Origin of the sequence: Acinetobacter sp. I-MWF (assembly GCF_025433935.1) — a bacterium.
GTDB lineage: Bacteria > Pseudomonadota > Gammaproteobacteria > Pseudomonadales > Moraxellaceae > Acinetobacter > Acinetobacter guillouiae.
The window spans coordinates 1-350 of record NZ_JAMBAR010000069.1; the positions used below are offsets into that span (position 1 = coordinate 1).

1 protein-coding gene is annotated in these 350 nt (G+C 44.9%); it reads left to right on the plus strand.

Translation table 11 applies throughout. The features are described from left to right. A partial coding sequence (locus M2R48_RS21405; protein ID WP_262087649.1) for an Ig-like domain-containing protein occupies nt 1-350 on the plus strand: 350 nt, incomplete at both ends.

The window sequence follows — 350 nt, forward strand, 5'->3', positions numbered from 1 at the left end:
CCTGTGACACCAGGTGATACACCAACATTGATTGTTGATGGTGTTGAAGTTCCATCTACTTATGATCCAACTACAGGTACATTGACGCCAGTTAATCCATTACCTGAAGGACAACATGAAATTACCTATACGATCACAGATCAAGCGGGTAAAACCAGTGTTCCAAGTGATCCTATTCAAGTGGTTGTGGATACAACAGCGCCAGATAAACCAACAACACCAACAGACTTTGTAGACAACCAAGGTGATAACCAAGGGACGTTCCCAGGTGGTACACAAACGGATGACACGACCCCAGGGATTGTGATTGGTCCAGTGACACCAGGTGAGACACCAACATTGATTGTAGA